At 65.5% G+C, this 16,572-nt stretch carries 14 protein-coding genes; 3 read left to right on the forward strand and 11 right to left on the reverse strand.

The features are described from left to right. Nucleotides 1-248: 248 nt before the first annotated feature. From LZC95_36080 to LZC95_36120, 9 genes are all read right to left on the reverse strand, one after another. Nucleotides 249-1,322 carry an MlaD family protein gene (locus LZC95_36080; protein ID WXA91858.1) on the reverse strand — a complete coding sequence of 358 codons (1,074 nt, stop codon included), beginning with the start codon at nucleotides 1,320-1,322 and terminating at the stop codon, nucleotides 249-251. A gap of 36 nt (nucleotides 1,323-1,358) precedes the next feature. Beyond that, nucleotides 1,359-2,195, reverse strand: coding sequence for an ATP-binding cassette domain-containing protein (locus LZC95_36085; GenBank protein WXA91859.1), 837 nt, complete (start codon nucleotides 2,193-2,195; stop codon nucleotides 1,359-1,361). 24 nt (nucleotides 2,196-2,219) lie between these two features. Then, nucleotides 2,220-3,440, reverse strand: coding sequence for a protein translocase subunit SecF (gene secF / locus LZC95_36090; GenBank protein ID WXA91860.1), 1,221 nt, complete (start codon nucleotides 3,438-3,440; stop codon nucleotides 2,220-2,222). Between the two features lie 37 nt (nucleotides 3,441-3,477). Further along, nucleotides 3,478-5,631, reverse strand: coding sequence for a protein translocase subunit SecD (gene secD / locus LZC95_36095; protein WXA91861.1), 2,154 nt, complete (start codon nucleotides 5,629-5,631; stop codon nucleotides 3,478-3,480). Further along, nucleotides 5,628-6,044, reverse strand: coding sequence for a preprotein translocase subunit YajC (yajC, locus tag LZC95_36100; protein ID WXA91862.1), 417 nt, complete (start codon nucleotides 6,042-6,044; stop codon nucleotides 5,628-5,630). The genes secD and yajC overlap by 4 nt, the downstream gene beginning before the upstream one ends. A 96-nt stretch (nucleotides 6,045-6,140) precedes the next feature. Then, the gene (locus LZC95_36105; protein ID WXA91863.1) at nucleotides 6,141-7,022 is read right to left on the reverse strand and encodes a formylglycine-generating enzyme family protein; all 882 of its coding nucleotides are present in this window, start codon (nucleotides 7,020-7,022) and stop codon (nucleotides 6,141-6,143) included. After that, complete coding sequence (locus LZC95_36110) at nucleotides 7,019-7,375, reverse strand: hypothetical protein (GenBank protein ID WXA91864.1); 357 nt, start codon at nucleotides 7,373-7,375, stop codon at nucleotides 7,019-7,021. Before LZC95_36110 ends, LZC95_36105 begins: the two co-directional genes overlap by 4 nt. Then, on the reverse strand, nucleotides 7,372-7,845 hold the full coding sequence (locus LZC95_36115; GenBank protein ID WXA91865.1) for a hypothetical protein: 474 nt from the start codon (nucleotides 7,843-7,845) through the stop codon (nucleotides 7,372-7,374). The genes LZC95_36110 and LZC95_36115 overlap by 4 nt, the downstream gene beginning before the upstream one ends. Before the next feature lie 114 nt (nucleotides 7,846-7,959). Further along, nucleotides 7,960-9,273 carry a PhoH family protein gene (locus LZC95_36120; protein ID WXA91866.1) on the reverse strand — a complete coding sequence of 438 codons (1,314 nt, stop codon included), beginning with the start codon at nucleotides 9,271-9,273 and terminating at the stop codon, nucleotides 7,960-7,962. A 102-nt stretch (nucleotides 9,274-9,375) separates the two neighbouring features. Here LZC95_36120 and LZC95_36125 point away from each other — a divergent pair, with 102 nt between their 5' ends. Next, nucleotides 9,376-10,458, forward strand: a complete 1,083-nt coding sequence (locus LZC95_36125; GenBank protein WXA91867.1) for a DUF1704 domain-containing protein — start codon at nucleotides 9,376-9,378, stop codon at nucleotides 10,456-10,458. Here LZC95_36125 and LZC95_36130 read toward each other — a convergent pair. After that, nucleotides 10,433-11,131 (reverse strand): TetR/AcrR family transcriptional regulator, encoded by a 699-nt coding sequence (locus tag LZC95_36130; GenBank protein ID WXA91868.1) that lies wholly within the window; start codon nucleotides 11,129-11,131, stop codon nucleotides 10,433-10,435. The two genes, LZC95_36125 and LZC95_36130, sit on opposite strands and share 26 nt — an antisense overlap. A 134-nt stretch (nucleotides 11,132-11,265) precedes the next feature. Here LZC95_36130 and LZC95_36135 point away from each other — a divergent pair, with 134 nt between their 5' ends. Then, a complete protein-coding gene (locus tag LZC95_36135) occupies nucleotides 11,266-12,321 on the forward strand; it encodes an efflux RND transporter periplasmic adaptor subunit (GenBank protein ID WXA91869.1) in 1,056 nt (351 codons plus the stop codon). Then, complete coding sequence (locus LZC95_36140; protein ID WXA91870.1) at nucleotides 12,318-15,458, forward strand: efflux RND transporter permease subunit; 3,141 nt, start codon at nucleotides 12,318-12,320, stop codon at nucleotides 15,456-15,458. The genes LZC95_36135 and LZC95_36140 overlap by 4 nt, the downstream gene beginning before the upstream one ends. Here the strand turns inward: LZC95_36140 and LZC95_36145 are convergent. Further along, nucleotides 15,341-16,561, reverse strand: a complete 1,221-nt coding sequence (locus LZC95_36145; GenBank protein WXA91871.1) for a metallophosphoesterase — start codon at nucleotides 16,559-16,561, stop codon at nucleotides 15,341-15,343. The genes LZC95_36140 and LZC95_36145 overlap by 118 nt on opposite strands. Nucleotides 16,562-16,572: the final 11 nt, after the last annotated feature.

Raw genomic sequence — 16,572 nt, forward strand, 5'->3', positions numbered from 1 at the left:
CCCCCATGACGCAAGTGTGCAACGCTTTCGCTTGCCGGTCCATGGCGCAACGCGCCGATGCCGCCACATGTTTGTGACGGAATCCCAGGTGTTGCGCAAACATCTTGAGTCGACGGCGGGGCGTTACATTCGAATCGAATGTCGAACCGCGGCAGCCTGACAATCGCAGCGGGAGAGCCGCTATGCTCGCCGCAAAGTTTGACCGGTAGGGAGCGCCGTTTTCTAAAGGCGACCCGAGGTTGCCCGATCTACTTCTTCCCCTCTTCGACCTTCGGTGGCTGGCGAGTTTCATCGGCTTTGATCGAGTAGCGAACCAAGGCGCGCAGCACCTGATTGCGGTCGACGTTGCCGACGACGCTCTTGATGTCCTCGTAGACGCTGGGATCGACGAGAAGCGCCCCGAGGGTGCCTTTGCCTTGCTTGAGTCCGTGCACGATGTCGCGCATGTCATCGCTCATGGCGTTGACGTTGCCCATCAGGTGCTGCGAGTTGGTGTCGCCGTAGATGAGCGCATGTGCCAAACCGTTGCCGGTGCGGATCGCTTCCAGATCTTTGTGGACCTCGGCCATCGATCCGGACGCGCTCTTGGAGAGCTCGCCGTCGTACACGAGCGCGTGCGCAACGCCGGGGCCTTCGCGCAGGTGCGTGGTCACGTCGTGGAAGTCGGCGCTCGCGGCCTCCAAGTTGGAGAGCATGCGATCGAACTTCTGACCCTCGTGCGGATCCATCAGCGCGCGGTGCACGGCGCTGTCGTTCTTCGCGATGCCCTCGAGGACCTCGCGGAGGCTGTGCACGCTCACCTTGAGGTCGTCGCTGAACTGCGGATCGCTCAAGACGCGGGTGCCGGTTTCGACGTTCTCGATCGCCTTTCCGGCTTTGTTGGCGATGTCTTCCAGCTTGACGATGTACTTGTTGATGTCGAGCGGCTCCTCGGTCTTGAGGTCGTGGCCCGGCGCAAGGGCCGCGCCTTTTCCGTCGGAGGAGAGCTCGATCATCTTGTCGCCGAGCAAGCCTTTGTTGGCCACGCGTGCCACCGTGTCTTCGCGCACGCGCTCGGACTCGTGCTTCACGACGTTGAGGCGCACGTAGATGCGCACGTCGCGCGGGTCGTGGTTGTGTCCCACCGACTCCACGGTACCGATGTCCACGCCGCCCATGCGCACGGGTGCGCCCGGCTTGAGGCCTGCAACGTCGTGGAAGGCGGCGTTGTAGGTGACCTTCGGGTCCCAAAGCCGTCGATTCTCCCCGATGAGAAAGACGGCGATGCCGCCGAGCACCAGCGCCGCAAGAACGAAAATCCCGACTTTAATCGACTTTTCCATGCATTCCCGGGCACGCCAAGGTGGGTAAGAGTCTGCTTAAGATGCGAGAAGGGACGAGACGTCTTCCGTCTCGGGCGCCTTGCCGTCGATGAAGTCCCGAACGTAGGGCTCCTTCGTGTTTCGGAAATCGTCCATCGAGCCCGCCATGAGCACCCCGCCCTTGCCCAGCATGACGAGGCGATCCGATACCGAGAAGGCGGTGCCCATGTCATGCGTGACGACGATGCTCGTGATGGAGAAGGCTTTCTTGATGCCGTTGATGAGGTGATTGATCCGCGCCGTGTTGATCGGATCGAGGCCGGTGGTGGGCTCGTCGTACAAGAGCACTTCGGGCTGCAGCGCCAAGGTGCGCGCCAGCCCCACCCTCTTCTTCATGCCGCCGGACAGGTCGCTGGGGCGCATCTCCTCGATGCCCGGCAAGCCCACGGCGGCGAGCGACTGCGCGACCCTCTCGCGGATCTCGTCGTCGGTCATGGAATCCCAGAATTGCTCGCGCAATCCGTAAGCAACGTTCTCGCCCACGCTGAGCGAGTCGAAGAGCGCCGCGCCCTGGAACAGGTAAGCGATCTTGCGACGCACGTCGTGCATGTTGCGCTCGGCGAGGTCCTGGATCTCCTTGCCGTCGAAGGTGATCTTCCCCGAATCCGCGCGAAGCAGGCCGATCAGCATCTTGAGCATGACGCTCTTGCCACTTCCCGATGCTCCGAGCACGGTCGTGGTCTCGCCACGCCGGATCTCCAGGTCGAGATCGGTGTAGATGATCTTGGGGCCGAACCGCTTTTTGACGTGGGAGAACTTGATGAAAACGCCTCCCACCGGCGTCGCCGGCTCTTCCCGATGCAGCCTGCCGCGCCCCGCGTTCTCGCGCTTCACGCGGGGCATCCTAGCATGCGAAAACTACTTCGCCTCTGCCGGTTTGCCGGTGACGGCTTTCGCGCGGCGCTTGCCGGAGGCGCGCTTTTTGGCACCGGTTCGCTGACCCATGCGCCGGTCGATCCACTCGGTGAGCGGGGCGGCGACGTAGATGCTGGAATAGGTACCGGCCACGATGCCGACGACCATGGCCAAGGCGAAGTCGCGGATGACGCCCGTTCCCCACACGAAGAAGGCGAGAACGCTGAGCATCGTCGCGCCGGCGGTCAGGATGGTGCGTGAGAGCGTCTCGGAGACGCTCAGGTTGATGATGTCACCAAACGACTTACCGCGGTGCTTGGACAGGTTCTCGCGGATACGGTCGTAGACCACGACCGTGTCGTTCATCGAGTAACCGACGATGGTGAGCACGGCGCCGATGGTGGAAAGCGTGACCTCCTTTTTCAGGAGCACGAACACGCCCAAGATCACCATCGCGTCGTGCACGCACGCGATGACCACGCCCGGAGCGAACCGCAGGTCGAACCGGAAGGCGAGGTAGAGCATGATGAACACGATGGCGATGGCCACCGAGTTGCGGGCGCTGTCGCGGAGCTGCTTACCGGCCTTGGGACCGACCCACTCGACGCGCAGCGGTTGCTCCGGCACCGTATCCGCACCGAGCTTGCTGCGCAGACCGTCCATGAGCTGGTCGCCCTTGGACTGGAGCTGGATCTCCACGCGGTTGTCGCGCGGGTTGATGATCTGCGGGTTCGTCGCCGACGCCTTCAAGTTGATGCCGGCCACGCTTCGGATCTGCTCTTTGAGCTTCTCGAGATCCGGCGCCTCGTCGTAGCGCGTCGTGATCTTGTCACCGCCGGGGCTGAACTTCACCTCGGTGGCGCGCGCGTTCGCGGGGCACGCCTTTTCATCGGCCACGGGTGCCGCCGGATCCGCCGTCAGGCAGAGGGCTGCCTTGAGCTTTTCCTTGGTGGCATCGTCGACCACGCTGATCTCTTGAACGCGGACGAGGAAGTGGTTCGGATTCTTGAAGTCCTGAACCTGGATGACGTCCGGCGTGTGGTAGCCCAGCGACTCGACCGCCTGGCGCAGCTGGTGCGCGTCGACGTTCTTGCTGAAGGCCACCTCGACCTCCGTACCGCCGCGGAAGTCGGTTCCGTAGTTCGCGCCCGGAAACCACAACGAGACGGTGGAAGCGACCACGAGGAAGAGGCTCAGGGAGATCCAGAATCTCCGCTGCCCCATGAAATCGAAAGTACGACCTGGCTTGAAGAGCTCCATCTTAGAACTCCGCACCCACGCTAAGGCGCTTGACCTTGGCGCCGCGCGCCCACCAGTCGAAGACCAAACGCGTGCAGAATACACCGGTGAACAAGCTGCACACGATGCCGACGATGAGAGTGACGGCAAAACCCTTGACGGGACCTGTCCCGTACTGGGCCAAAATCAGACCCGAGATGAAGACGGTGACGTGACCGTCGAGAATCGATGAAAACGCCTTGTCGTAGCCGGCTTCCACGGCCGCGCGCACGGTTCTTCCCGCGCGCAACTCTTCGCGGATGCGCTCGTTGATGAGCACGTTCGCGTCGACGCCGATGCCGACGGTGAGCGCCAGACCGGCGATGCCGGGCAACGTCATCGTGGCGCCGAAGGTCGACAGGATCGCGAGCTGGAGGAGCAGGTTGAAGAGCACCGCCAGGTCGGCCACGATGCCCGATTTCCGGTAGTAGAACGCGAGAGCCAGGAGCACGAGCCCGACACCTGCAGCCGCGCCCTTCAAGCCTTCGCCGATGGCATCGCGGCCGAGCGACGGACCGATGCGCGACTCGTTCGACGGCGTGACCGGTGCGGGGAGCGCACCGGAGCGAAGCACGAGCTCCAACTTGCGCGCCTGCGCGAGCTGCTGCTCGGGATCGCCGGCGCCCATGGTGATGCTGGCGCGGCCGCCGCCGATCTTCGACTGGATGACCGGCGCGGAGTCGACCACGTCGTCGAGAATGATGGCAAAGCGGCGCTTGATGTTCGCGCCCGTGATCTCTTCGAAGCGATCCGCACCGGCGGGGCTGAACGTCAGGCCGACGTAGTACTTGCCCATGCCTTGGTTCTGCTCCTGCGCGACGTTCGCCTCGGTGATGCTGTCACCGGTGAGCTCCGCGCGCGAGAACATGTAGAACGTGCGCCAGCCGACCTCGGTGGTCTTGCCCGTATCGGGATCGTAATCCTCGATGGCCAAGAAGCCGACCTGGTGATCGTCGGGCACGGACAAGGTGGCCGCCCACTTCTTGAACCGCTCGCGGCACTGGGTCATCGTCTCGTTTTCGCGCTTGGTGATGCGCGCGAAGTGCGACTGCACCGTCTTGCCGGGACCGGCGGGGGCGTTCTCGTTGTAGATGGCGATGCCCTCGCCCTCGGGGAGTTCTTCGTCTTTGATCTTGCCGAAGAAATCCGTCTCGTCGTCCACCATCTTGAACTCGAGGCGGGCGGTGCGGCGGATGGTGTCGCGGATGTCGTCGAACTGCTTCTCGTTGTCGCCCGGCACCTCGAGGATGATGTCCTCGTCGCGCGTGGTGACGCTCGCCTCGCGCAGACCGAGACCGTCGACGCGGCGGACGATCGTCTCTTTCGCCTGGGCGACGGCGCGCTCGCGGATTTGCGACTCGACCTCCGCGCGGATCTTGAAGGTGACCTCGTCCGCGCCCGGGCCGCGCTGCAGCGCCAGCTCGGTGGTGAACTTCTTCGTGAAGCGGTCGTCGACCTTGCCGACATCGCCCGCGTCCTTGAACTTGAGACGCAGGATGGCGCTTTCCGGCGTGGCGACGTGCACCTTGCTCTCGAGCTTCTGCAGCTCCTCACGCGTCACGCGACCGTCGCCCGAGTGGAAACCGAAGCTGGTGGCCAGGTCCTGCCGCATGTCGTCGGCCAGGTGATCGCGCTTGTCGCGGATGGCCTCCTCGACCTCGACGGTGTACGCAAGGCGAAGACCGCCGCGCAGGTCGAGACCCGGGGCGATGCCGAAATCGATGCGGTCCTGGATGTACTGCGGGCAGACGAGTTTGCCGCCGCTCATGCGCGAGGCCGTCGGCCAGAGCACCAGTGAGCCTGCGAGGAAGGAGCAAACCACGAGGCCGATTTTGAAGCGCCACGCGCCGTCCATCAGCGGGAGCAGGCCGACCAAGCACCAGATGATGACCAGGCCGCAGACGACGATGCCCCAGAACGAATCGGCGCGGAAGAAGAGGTAGCCACCGACGCCGGCGTTCAAAATGATGAGCAGGAGGCGCATCTTCGAAGGGACGACGAGAAGCGCCAGGAGTCCCACGAGGATGCCGACCGACGCCGGCCACGCCGGGTCAATCTGCAAAAAGCGCTCGGAGATGACGGCAAAAACCGCGCAAAGGCCGATGATGGCCAACGCAATGCGAGAGGCGGTGGTCATTTCTTGTCCGCGGCCGGTTTCGCGTCCTTCACCTCTGCCTTCGGGGCCGCAGGCGCCGTTTCAGGCGTGGAGCCGAAGGCATTGATGGACGACGTCAGCATGGTGACAGTGGTGCCGGGGGCGATCTTCACCTTGGCCAGCCGGTCGTCCATCTCCAGGAGCTCTCCGACGAGGCCCGAGTTGGACACGACACGGTCCCCCTTTTTGAGCTTGGACCGCTCGGCCTGTTCCTTCTTCTGCCGGCGCGACATCAAAAAGAAGAACGGCAGCAGGATGAGGATCGGCAGAAACATGATGAGACTGCCGCCGGGGGGTGACTGTTGCTGTTGCGTGCCAGCCGGTGCATCCTGCGCGACGCCGGGGGTGCCCGCTTTGGGCTGCACTTGCTGGAAAAATAGGGATTCGGTCGTCACGTAGGAGCTGCGCTTTCCTTAACGGGCGTACACGCCCGGCGCCGCTGAAGTAGTCATATCGGGGGCGTTCGTCAATTGCGCTTTGGAGCGTCCTCATCAATCCTTGGCACAGCGGAAGCCAACATTCGGGCCCGCCTCCATGGAAGACCCCCAATTTCGACTGGTGGTTCGGCTGGCGGACGGGGACGAAAGCCACCCCCCACCCCGAAGGACATGGCTGGCCCCGGCCCGGGGGGCCGCCCCCTCTGCGACGTGCTCGGCGTACCAGTCCGAGGTCCACTCTTCGACGTTGCCGGTGAGGTCGAGGACGCCGAAGGGGCTGGAGCCGCTCGGATGCGCGCCCACCTTGGAGGGGCGCTTGCCGGTGCAGGTGCGCGACGAGGAATCCCGCACCAGGGTGGCCGCGACGGTGCAATACGTCCAGCCGCCCCCCCAGGGGTAGCGCACGGGGAAGGTTGCCCGGGCGGCGAATTCCCACTCCGCCTCGCGCGGGAGGCGCTTGCCGACGGCGCGGCAATAGGTGTCGGCGTCTTTCCACGAGACGCACGAGATGGGCAGGCTCGGGTCGTCGAGGTCATAGGTGCAGTCTGCACTTTTTCGCACGGGGCGCGCGCACATGTGGCGGTCGACGCATGCGCGGTATGCCTCGACGGTGACCTCGGTCTTGTCGATCCAGAACGCGGCCACCGTTTCTTTGTGGGGCGGGCGCTCGTTGGGCGGAGCATCCGGATCGCCACTGCCCATGGTGAAGCGGCCGCCGGGCAGACGAAGCATGCCATCGGCGAAGGGCACCGTGTACTTCGGCGTGGAGGCACGGGGCGGGGGCTTGGGCGGCGCGGGCGCGGGTTCGTCGGTCTCGCCGTCTTCGGGCGGCGGGGGCGCGGCCGCTGGGGCATCCTGTTGCTCGGGCTCGTCCTGCGCGTGCGCCACGGCGATCGCGGAGGCGAGCAGCAGTGCCGCGAGGAGATACTGCTTCATCCGGAGATCGGCGCTTTAACCTGCGGCGCGGCCCAGCGCACGCAGACGCCGTAGCCGTGGGCCATCGTGTAGCCCAGTTCGACGCGGACGCGCACGATGGCGTCGCAGCCGAGTTGGCGACCGCGCTCACGCAGGGCCTCCGTCACGTCCTCCAGATCGGAGTCGCCGTCGAAGCCGATGGCCTGGAGAAGCGCCATCTCGTAAAAGGGCTGCGACGGGGACTGGTTGCCCACGTAAAGCTGCACATCGCGCCCCGTGGGAGGCTGCGGCTGGCGCAGAATGATTTCGTGCACCTCCGTGTAGCCGCCGCATCCCAGCAACATCGCCGCAGTGCCCGCGAGAAGTCGTTTCACGGCGTTTCTCCTTGGCTCGGGGCCGGATTGCCCGCCGTGAGCGCGCGTCCCGTCATGGTGACGATCATCACCTCGTGCGACGCGGGATAGGCGCCGGTGCCGTAACACCGATACCGCGACGGCCAGCAGTTGTACGTGTACATGCCCGTCTGCCAGTAATTCACGACTTGGAAGCGCGCGTTCACGCGCTCGATGAGCGCCGCATTGCCCCCCAACTCGGCCACGCGCCGCGCGAACGTCGGCAGCAGGTTCTCGATGACGCCATCCTCACCCACCGCGTGCACTTCGACGAAGCCGAGATCGCGCCCGCCGGGCGGCGGCGACGTCGTGTAGATGGCCACCGGCCCCGAACGCGCAGGCAAATTCAAAGGCCCCGTGCGCACGGCGCTCGATCCCACCGACGAGCATCCAACGCTGCCCAGCGCAAAGAACACGGCAACGAGGCCGACGAGAGGGAGGGAACGGACCACGCTAGGAGCTTAGAAAATGCCCAGAACTCCGCAAGCTCGTTCCTACTTACAATCCGGTTGGAACGCTTACGGAAGACGGGTTTCCCACCGCCATCTTGGTCAGGTTGGACCGGATCAGAGCAGGTTCGCGGCCAGCTCGGCGAGATCGCTGCGCTCGCCCTTGGCAAGAACGATGTGGCCGGCGAGGCGCTCGCCGCGGAATTTCGCGGCGGCGATGGTGAGGCCATTGGATGCGCTGTCCACGTACGGATTGTCGATCTGGCCGGGATCGCCCGTGAGGACGATCTTCGTCCCGTCACCTGAACGCGTCACGATGGTTTTGACCTCGTGCGGCGTCAGGTTCTGCGCCTCGTCGACGATCATGAATTGCTGCGGCAGGGAGCGCCCGCGGATGTACGTCAACGGCTCGACTTGAATTTGCCCGCTCTCGAGGAGCTCGGCGTAAACCCGGGGTCCTTTTCGTGCGCCGCTCGAAAAGAGGAACTCCAGGTTGTCGAAGATGGGCTGCATCCAGGGGTTGAGCTTCTCGTCGACGTCGCCGGGGAGGAATCCGATGTCGCGGCCCAAGGGCATGACCGGACGCGAGACCAGCATCCGCGTGTAGATGCCGTCTTCGACCGTGCGCTTCAAGCCGGCGGCCAGCGCCAGCAGCGTCTTGCCCGTGCCCGCCTTGCCGACGAGCGTGACCAGGCGGATCGACTCGTCGAGCAGCAGGTCGATGGCAAAGCTTTGCTCTTTGTTGCGCGGGCGAACGCCCATGACCCCCTCGCGCGGGGTCCGCAGGGCGCAGACTTCGCGCTTCGTGGCATCGTAGCGCCCCAGCGCCGTGTGCGAGGGGTTGGAGCGGTCGCGCAGCAAGATGCAGGTGTTGGGCTGCAGGTCGTCGAAATTCGTCGGGGTGTAGCGCCCGTCGTGGAAGAAATTGTCGATCTCGCCGCTGTCGACCTCGAGCTCCTTGATGCCGGTGTCGAGTTGGTCGTCTTCGACGCGGACGTTCTCGTAGGTCTCGGACACCATGCCGAGCGCATCGGCCCGGATGCGCAAGTTGGTATCCATCGTGACGAAGATGGTGGGCCGCCCTCCGTCCTGCTCCCGCACGTCGAAGGCCGTCTGCAAGATGGCCTGGTCCATGGCCGCCTTGTCGATGGCGCTGGGCAGCTCCGGCCGCTGGGCGGGGACGGCCACGCGCAGGCTCCCGCCCGAATCGAGCGTCACACCCTTGGCAAGCGACCCGCCCTTTTCGCGCAACTCGTCGAGCACGCGGGCAATCTGGCGCGCATTTCGGCCGCGTTCCGAGCCCTCCCTCTTGAACTGGTCGACCTCCTCGATGACGTAGATCGGGATGATGACGTTGTTGTCTTCGAAGCGGAAGACGGCGCGCGGATCGTGCAGGAGGATGTTCGTATCGAGGACGTAGTTTTTCTTCATGTTCGTGGAGCGCGGGCGTTCTCGCCGGCTAGGACCCCTTGCCTTTTTTGGAGCGTACCTCAAGTTCCAGCGCCGTTTCTGCTAAGATTTTACCGACCGAGAATGCTGGCCGCGTGGCTGAGACAGGTCGATCCGCTGCTGCGCGAGCTTTCGCAACGCGTTACCCTTTTGGGAGCAGCGACCCCAGCCAACGCACGCGAAGAACGCGTACGCCTGCAAGCATTGGCCGCCTCGGGAAAAGATGCCGTTCCCGCATGGGAATACGTGCCGCGCGACATGTCCGTGCTGCGCCGCCAATTGGATGCAGTTGCATCTGCGTTGCGGGAAGTGCAGACCGAACCGCTGGCCGATCTCTACATGGCGCGCGTGCAAGAGTGGCGGCTCGAGGCTCGACTTTGCGAATGCGTCGGCACCCAGGAAGCAGGCTCACTCGCCGCACGAAGGTTCGCCTCGTTCGATGACGACACGGAGGCCGCCGCCGATAGCCTTGCCGAGAGCTGGATGGAGGGTTCGGGCCCGGAATCGGAGGGCGATCTGCTCGAAACCGACTCCCCTGCCCCCGAGTCCCTTTTGTCCCTGTTGCAGGCCGAAATAGGCCGCCGCCGCATTCCTTTTGCGGTCGTCGTGCACCCGCACCTGTCGGCGCTGGCGGCGACGGGCCATCGAACCGTGTTGGTCGCGGCCGGAAGGCGCATCAGCCCCGAGACGGCGCACCGCACGGTGCTGCACGAAATCGAGGGCCACGTTCTCCCGCGGGCGCGGGCGGCGCATGCACCCCTCGCGCTCTTCTCGGTGGGCACGGCCCGAAGCTCCGATGAGCAGGAGGGCTATGCCCTCTTCCTCGAAGATCGACACCACTTCCTCTCGCCGTCACGACGGCGCGAGCTCGCCGGTCGCTACCTCGCCGTGCGCGGCATGCGCCAGGGCGCCACCTTCGTCGAGGTGGTGCGCTATCTCGCCGGCGCAGGCATCGACCCGCGCGACGCCGTCGTCATGGCCGAACGCGCCTTTCGCGGCAGCGATGGCACGTTCCCCGGCCTGGGTCGCGAACGCGTTTACCTCGAGTCGTACCTCCGCGTGCGCGCGCACTTGGACGAAGCTCCCGACGATGAAGCCGTGCTCGCCTCCGGCCAGCTCGCCCTCGACGCGGTGGAGACGCTCAGGCCTTGGTGCGCTTTGCCTTAGGCCTCGGTGCGCTGCTCGCGAGCGTCATCGCGCGGAGCGTCTCCATCACGTCCGACACGATGGTCTTCGAGCCTGGGGCCAACTTGGTCGCTTCGACCTGCGGCATCTCTTCGGGGAGCTTCATCCCGACGCACCCGTCGAGCAGCAGGCACGCGAGCCCGTGCACCACGGACCACCCGAACACGATGAGCGCCTTCTCCGAAGGCTCCGCCGGTAGGCCTTCCGCCATGCACCCGTGCACGATCTCGAGCAGCCGATCGAAGGCCTGTTGACCGCACTCCTTCAGGTGCGGGAATCGATCGATGTCCACGAAGTCACGCCGGAACATCACCCGAAATTGCGCGGGATGCTGGTAGGCAAAGCGCACGTAGGCCTCCCCTGCCGCCGCCAGCCGGTCCACCGCGCGCTCCCCAACGTCGCGCACCGAGTCGATCTCGCGATCGAGCAGGATGAAGCCCTGCTCCGCCACCGCGGCAAGGATCGACTCCCGATCCGGAAAATAGTGGTACGGCGCCTGGTGGCTCACACCGGCCCGACGTGCCACCTCGCGCATGCTCAGACTTGCGAGGCCGCCTTCGTCGATCAATTGCACGGCCGCCTCGAGAACGCGGGCCCGCACGTCATCCTCGAACTCGAGCTGCTCTGCGGTTTGGGTCTTGGATCGTCGGGCCATTACGTCAGGGGTCATTGCCATATCAAAAAAATCTTCGGACGCCGAGCACCCGCACGAAACGTGACTCGGTGCCTTGACATTGTCAAGGTCACTATCTAGACACTGTCAGTAGACACTGTCTGGGAGGCGCTTTCATGCGTGCGCGCATTTACTTTGGTCTCTTTTTCATGGGAACTCTTGCCGCCGCGGCATCGATCGCGGGCTGCCAAGGCGCGCCGCGCGAGGCGGTGGCGGCGGAACGCAACCAACCGCCGCTCGTGGCGGTGCGTCTCACACCCGTCCAGCGCGGCCCCGTTTCACGGCCGGTGCGCGGGGCGGGCGTGGTGAAGCTCAAAAACGAGGCGGATCTGTCCTTCAAGGTGGGCGGCGTCGTGACCGCGGTCCTCGTGGAAGAAGGCGCGCGCGTGCGCCGCGGGCAGGTGCTCGCTCGCATCGATCCGACGGAGACCGAGGCCGCGCTGCGCCAAGCTCAAGAGGCCTCCGCCCGCGCCGAACGCGATGTCGAACGCGCGCGCAAGCTCGTCGCGAGCAACGCCGTCCCGGTGATCGAGCTTCAGAACGCAGAAACCGCGGCGGCGTCGAGCAAGGCCGCCGTCGATGCCGCGGCCTTCAATGCCCAGCGCACCGTCATCGTCGCGCCGGACGACGGCCGCGTGGAAAAGCGCACCGTCGATCCAGGGGAAATTGCCGCCCCCGGCGTGCCGGTCTTTCACGTGAGCGGCCGTTCGCGCGGCGCCGTCGTGCGTGTCGGCCTCACGGATCGCGACGTTCTCCGTGTGACGCTCGGCGACGAAGCGCGCGTGATGCTCGACCTTTTCCCCGACGCTCCGGTGACGGGCAAGGTGACCCAGATTGCCGCATCGGCCTCACCGGCCACGGGCACGTTCGACGTGGAGGTCGCGGTCGATCCCACGGCCAAGATCCTCTCGGGCATGACCGCCAAAGTCGAGATTGCACACGTCGAGCGAGATCTCGCAACGGTGCCCATCGCCGCGCTCACCGATGGACGTGGGGATGCGGCCTCGGTGTTCGTCGTCGACGACAAGGTCGCGCGCCGAGTACCGGTCAAGGTGGCATTTTTGAGCCAAGACCGCGCGGCGTTGCTCACGCGCCTCGAAGGGCATGAGCGCGTCGTGGAAGCCGGCGCCGCCGACCTCGACGATGGCACGGCCGTGCACGTGTTGCCATGAGTGAATTCGCCGTCCGCCGCTGGCAATTCACCTTGGTGGTGTTCCTCGCGCTCGCCGCGCTGGGGATCAACTCGCTCATCACCATCCCCAAGTCCGAAGATCCGACGTTCCCCATCCCGACCTTCGCCGTCATCGGTGTCTTGCCCGGCGCGACGCCCGTCGATGTCGAGCGCCTGGTGATCGATCCCATCGAGACGAAGCTCAAGGCCCTCGACGACGTGAAGTCGATCAAGACGGACATCGAGGAGAGCCTCGCGTACCTGCGCATCGAGTTCATCGCCGAAGCAGATGCCGATCGCAAACGCGACGAGGTGCTGCGCGAGGTCAACGCACTGCGACCGACCTTGCCCGCCGAGCTGGTGCGGCTCGACGTGAAGCAGTTCAATACGAAAAACGTGAACATCGCGGAGTTCGCGCTCCTGTCGGACAGCGCGAGCTACCACGAGCTCGACGGCGTTGCCCGCGCGCTCAAGCGGCGGCTGGAGAACGTCGCCGGCGTGGGCGAGGTCGAGACAGCAGGCTTGCCCAAGCAGGAGGTCACCGTCGCGCTCGATCTGGAGCGCATGGTCGCCCTGGGCATCTCCCCCGCCGAGGTGCTCGACACCGTAGGGGCCGAAAGCAAGAACATCCCCGCCGGCAGCGTGGAAACCGGACCGCGCCGCTTCAACGTGAAGACCAGCGGCGACTACGCCTCCGTGGAGGAGGTGCGCAACACCATCGTGCGCAGCGCCGGCGGAAGCAGCGTACGCGTGGGCGACGTCGCCGAGGTCTCGCTGCGCGAGGTGGAGGGCTCGTCGGTCGCGCGCTTCGACGGCAAGCGCGCGGTGCTCGTGGCGGCCAATCAGAAAGAGGGGCAAAACGTCTTCGACGTCAAAAAGGGCATCGACCACGAAGTGGCGTCCTTCGAAAAGACGCTGCCCAAAGGCATCACCCTGACGCGCGGCTTCGATCAATCGCAGAACGTCGGGCATCGTTTGCACGGCTTTTCGCGGGACTTCGTGCTGGCGATTGCGCTCGTGCTCCTCACGCTGTTGCCGCTCGGCCTGCGCGCATCGGCCGTGGTGATGATGTCCATCCCGCTGAGTTTGACCATCGGCGTCTTCTTCTTGAAGGCGACCGGCTTTTCGATCAACCAGCTCAGCATCGTCGGGTTCGTGCTCGCCCTCGGCTTGCTCGTGGACGATTCGGTCGTCGTGGTGGAGAACATCACACGGCATCTGCGCGAGGGCAAGGCGCCGCGGGAGGCCGCCATCGCCGCGACGAAGCAGATCACCTTGAGCGTGCTCGGTTGCACGGCGACCCTGATTTTCGCCTTTCTTCCGCTGCTGGCCCTTCCCGGCGGGCCGGGGCAGTTCATTCGCAGCATGCCGGTGGCCATCATCTTCACCATCGGCGCATCCCTCCTGGTGTCGCTCACCATCGTGCCGTTTCTTTCGAGCCGCATCCTCGTGGCCGAGGGCGAACACGGGAACATCTTCCTGCGCGCGATGACCTGGGCCATCGAGGGCACGTACCGGCGTGCGCTGGTGAAGGCCGTGGCCTTCCCCAAGACGACCCTCGTGATTGCCGCCGCGCTGTTCGTGGGCAGCTTGGGCCTGGTGCCGCGCATCGGCTTCAGCCTCTTTCCCAAGGCCGGCGTCCCGCAATTCATGGTCGAAGTGGAGGCCGCGGAGGGCGCGAGCATGCCCGAGACCGATCGCGCGGCGCGCTTCGTGGAGGAGGTGCTCGCGCGGCATCCCGAGGTGACGAAGGTCGCCACCACCATCGGGAAGGGCCACCCGCAGATTTACTACAACGTGGCCCCGCGCAACGAGAAGGCCAACGTGGCCGACGTCTTCGCCGAGCTTCGCACCCGCGGCGACGGCAACACGCGCCTCTTGGAGCAAATCCGCCTCGAGCTGCGCGAATACGCAGGCGCGCGCCTCGACTTGAAGGAGTTCGAGAACGGTCCGCCGCTGGATGCCCCCATCGCGATTCGCTTGCTCGGCAGCGATCCCGAGGCGCTGGAGAAGGGTGCGGCGCAGGTGGAGCAGATCCTCCGCAGCACGGACGGAACGCGCGACGTGCGCAATCCCTCGCGGGAGCGCCGCACGGATTTGCGGGTGCACGTGGACCGCGACAAGGCGGCCGTTCTCGGCATCGCCGTCGCCGACGTGGATCGCGCCGTGCGCCTCGCCGTCGGCGGCATTGCCGCGGGCAAGTACCGCGAGGACGGCAGCGAGGAGGCATACGACATCCGCGTCACGTTGACGCGCGATCGCGATGTGGTGCCGGCCGCAGCCCCGGGTCTGGGCGTGCTCGATCGCCTCTACGTCGCGACGACGAAGGGCATGCCGCTGCCGCTTTCGCAGGTGGCCACGTTGGCGCTCGAGCCCTCGCCGACGAAGATTCGGCACTACCAGAAAGAGCGCAGCGTGACGGTCACCGCCTACGTGCGGGAGGGATTCAACACGGACCGGCTCACCAAGCAAGTGCTCGCGCACTTGGAAGGTCCCGGTGCGATTCAGCTACCCGCGGGCATTCGATTCATGCCCGCCGGCGAAATCGAGAGCCGCCAGGAGAGTTTCGGTGGCTTGGGAACGGCCATCCTCATCGCGGTGTTCGGCGTGCTGGCCGTGCTCGTGCTGGAGTTCCGCACCTTCAAGAGCACCCTCATCGTGGCCTCCGTCATTCCGCTGGGCATCATCGGCGGCCTGGTGGCGCTGTACGTGAGCGGCAACACGCTGTCCTTCACCGCGAACATCGGCTTCGTGGCCCTGATGGGCATCGAGGTGAAGAACTCGATTTTGCTCGTGGACTTCACCAACCAATTGCGCGAAGAGGGCGTCCCCATCGACGAAGCCATTCGCCGCGCCGGAGAAGCCCGCTTCGTGCCCATCCTTCTCACCACGCTCACGGCCATCGGTGGCTTGGTCCCGCTCATCCTGGAACACTCGAGCCTGTATTCGCCCCTCGCCATCGTGCTGCTCGGCGGGCTTCTGAGCTCGACGTTCCTCGCCCGCGTGGTGACGCCTGTACTCTACAAGCTTCTCGCCCCCGAGATCGAGGTGCGCTCCGACGTGAGCACGACGAGTGGCGCTTCGGTGGAGCAGCCGATGCGGAATGGGAACCAGTCGCCGAATCCGGAGGTGGTGTAAAGGCGGGAGGTGCCCCGGCGGTAAGCGCCCCAGAGGTAACCGTCGGGCCACAAAGGCTCGAAGGCGCTCTTGCCGTTGAAGCCGATTTGGCCTCCGTGGGTATGGCCCGAGAGCGTGAGGTCGACGCCGTGGCGGGCGGCGGGATCGAAGCCCTCGGGCCGATGGGAGAGCAGGAGACGAAAAGCGTCGCTCGGCGCATCGCCCAGGGCGCGGTCGATGGAGCCTTCTAGGAAGGGCTGTATGTTCGTGCGGATGACCACCGGGTCGTTCGCACCGGCGACGTAGAGGCTCGCGCCGCCGACGCGGAGTGTGGTGCCGGTGTCGACCAAAAGCGGCACCGGGCTCGCATCGAAGATGGCGCGCGCTCGACGGACGTCGTGCAGGTACTCGTGGTTGCCGAGCGATGCAAGGACGCCGCAGCGCGCACGGAATTGGTGCGCGAGATGCAGCGCGGGACCGAGCTGGTTCAGGTCGTCGGCGATGTCGCCGGTGAAGACGATCAGATCGGGGCGGCGCGTGAGGCCTTCGAAAAAGCGCTCCAGATCGCGCACGTTGCGCGCGGCACCGAGGTGCAGATCGCTCAGTTGGAGGATGGAGAATCCTTCCAACGCGGGATGCAACTGTCGCAGCTTCGGAAACGTCACCGGGATGGTTCGAAGGGCGGTCGGCGTGACCGCCGCCGAAAAGCCACCCGCCGCCGTGCCCATCGCACCGAGGGGAACCATGGCCGTCGCCGCACCGACGAACGCGCGACGCGACATGAGGGGTGCATGCGACGGGGCCGGCGGCGCCTTGCGAAGGAGCGCAAACGCGAACACGACGCGCACGAGCGCCGCAAGCGGCAAGCTGGCCACGCCGAAGCCCGTCACGATCAGCCCCACCGAGGCAACGATGGCGCCCCAATACGAGACGACGAACCAGTCGAGACCGACCGACCACGCCGCATGCGCTGCGAGCAATATGGCAAAGACGGCGACGTAGGCGAGGCGCAGACCGCGCCGCCGCCACGCGGCGCGGTGCAGAACGCGAAGGAAGACCGCGCCGAGCAGCGCGAGGATCGAACAGAGTGACAGCGATTGCGTCAGCGACAAGAAAGGCCACATCTCGGGTTTCC

Source organism: Sorangiineae bacterium MSr12523 (assembly GCA_037157775.1).
Lineage (GTDB): Bacteria > Myxococcota_A > Polyangia > Polyangiales > Polyangiaceae > Pendulispora > Pendulispora brunnea.